Raw genomic sequence first — 2,208 nt, 5'->3', positions numbered from 1 at the left:
GGTGGGTCATCCGCCTCAGGGAGCGCGACCGCACCCGGACCGAGCCCGCGCCCCCCGCTGTCTGGCCGTCGGCTCTGCCACTCCTGGCGGGTTCTCCCGACTCTCCGCAGGGCTCGACCCCCTACCCGGGTATGAACCGTCGGCCCGTTCCCCGGCGACGCGCGGTCGACTGTGGCGCTGACCTGGGGGCATCCCCTAACTTGCGGTGGCACCGACGTAGGTGGCTCATCGACGGGCGCCGTCCGGAGCGGAGTTGACACGCATGAGCGGCGACCCGTTGCTCGGCACGCCCAGTGAGGCCGCGGGGGGTGGTCGTGTGCTGTCAGGGACCGAGGACGACGTGGTGACACCGCGCGTGGGCGCACCGGTCCAGGTGCTGATCTGTGACGACCACGAGGTGCTCCGGCACGGCCTGCGGACGGTGCTGCTCCGAGCGCCGGACCTCATCGTGGTCGCCGAGGCGGCGGGCGCAGCCGAGGCCCTCGCCCTCGCCACGAGCGCGCGGCCGGACGTGACCGTCATCGGCCTCGGTGCGCACGGGCCGGTCGTCCAGGACCTCGTCCGGGCGTTGACCGCGATGGGGATCCGGGTGGTGCTGCTCGGCGAGCCCGGCGCCGGCAGCGACCTCATCGACGCGCTGCAGGCGGGCGCGAGCGGGTACGTGCACACGACCGTGACCCCGCAGCGCCTCATCGAGGGGGTGCGTGCCGTGGCGCAGGGCGAGACGGTGCTCGACGCGGCCGCGACCGGGGAGCTGCTGCACCGCCTCGACGACGGGCCCCGGTCGCCGGACGGCGGGCCTGCCCCGCACAGCGGCCCGTTGACCGCGCGGCAGCAGAGCGTCTCCCGGCTGGTCGCCGAGGGCCTGACCAACGCGGAGATCGCCGACCGGCTCAACGTCAGCCGGGCGACCGTCAAGGGCCACATCACCGTCGCCCTGCGGCGTTTGGGGCTGCGCGACCGGACGCAGCTGGCGATCCACTTCCACCGGTCCACCCGGCCCGGCGACGGGCGCGGGCCCGGCTCGTCGAGGGGCTGAGTCGCTGCGGAGCGAAACGACACGCCGCGCGCGCGGCCCTCTGTGCATCTGCTGTGTCCGGTATGGACGAAGGCCAGGACGGGGGACCAGTTGTTCGCTACCGTTCCCCCACCGTTGAGACGGACGGGTACCGGATCCGCCCTCCCGGGGGAGGGTGGCGACGGCGCTCGCGGGACAGGGGGAGTCCTCATGAGCACGGACCACGGCGGGTCCCGGGCGAGCCACGGCAGGCTGCACCTGCGCGAACCCGCGGACGAGGGCCAGAACCGCGTCCTGTTGCGGGAGGTGGCGCTGGCCCCCGGGCTGCGGAGCACGGAGCTGCCCCTCCGGCCGCGGACGACCCGGCCACCGCGCACCCTGGTCCGGGTGCTGCTGTGCGAGGACCAGGAGGTCTTCCGGCTCGGCCTGCGGGTGGTGCTCGAGGCGCAGCCCGACATCGCGGTCGTCGCGGAGACCAGCCAGCTCCAGGAGGCGGTCCAGGTCACCGACGGCCCGGGCAACCAGGTGGTGGTCGTCCGGCAGGGGCTGCTGGGCGGCTCCAGCCTCCCGCTGCTGCGGGACCTGTGCCAGCGCGGGGCCGGGGTGCTGGTGCTCGCCGAGACCGGCGACCGACCCGACTCGGGGATGATGGAGGTGCTCCAGGCCGGGGTCCGGGGCTTCCTGCCGCGCCGGGCTGCGGCGTGCCGGCTCGTGGAGGCCGTCCGCGCGCTCGCCCGCAAGGAGACCGCGCTGGACTCCGCGGTGGCCAGTCAGCTCGTGCGCTACCTGACCGGTGACGCCGACCAGACCGGTTGCGAGGAGCGGGCGCTGGACCGGCTCACCGAACGGCAGCGGGACGTGGCCGCGCTGGTGGCCGAGGGGCTGAGCAACGAGGAGATCGCCAGCCGGCTGTTCCTGAGCCCGGCCACGGTCAAGAGCCACCTCACCGCGGTGATGCGCCGCCTCGACGTCCGCACCCGCACCCAGCTGGCGATCCTGCTCAACCGCGACCACTCCCCGGCCGCCTGACGGCCTCCTCCCGGACCCGGAAGGGGCGCCTTCCTCAGACGACGTCGCGGCGGGTGAGGAGCAGGCCGGTCAGCGCGGTGAAGACGACGAGGAAGCCGGCGAGCACCCACGCCGCCTGCCCGCCGTCGACGATGGCCGCCACACCCGGGGTGCGCAGCTCC

General features: G+C 74.8%; 2 protein-coding genes. Both read left to right on the top strand.

What is annotated here, in order from left to right:
• Positions 1 to 343 precede the first annotated feature (343 nt).
• On the top strand, positions 344 to 1,039 hold the full coding sequence (locus FHL79_RS24785) for a LuxR C-terminal-related transcriptional regulator (RefSeq protein ID WP_246081226.1): 696 nt from the start codon (positions 344 to 346) through the stop codon (positions 1,037 to 1,039).
• A gap of 189 nt (positions 1,040 to 1,228) precedes the next feature.
• Positions 1,229 to 2,047: a response regulator transcription factor gene (locus FHL79_RS24780; protein ID WP_138761210.1), complete on the top strand. Its 819-nt coding sequence runs from the start codon at positions 1,229 to 1,231 to the stop codon at positions 2,045 to 2,047.
• Positions 2,048 to 2,208 lie beyond the last annotated feature (161 nt).

The sequence above is a fragment of the Modestobacter altitudinis genome (assembly GCF_005930475.1).
Taxonomy (GTDB): Bacteria; Actinomycetota; Actinomycetes; order Mycobacteriales; family Geodermatophilaceae; genus Modestobacter; species Modestobacter altitudinis.
Note: the sequence above shows the minus strand (reverse complement) of the source record. Positions and strands in the feature narration are given on the sequence as shown.

Excerpts from the sequence above, each read along its gene's own strand:
- FHL79_RS24780 (WP_138761210.1), top strand. The coding sequence starts at position 1,229 with ATGAGCACGGACCACGGCGGGTCCCGGGCGAGCCACGGCAGGCTGCAC.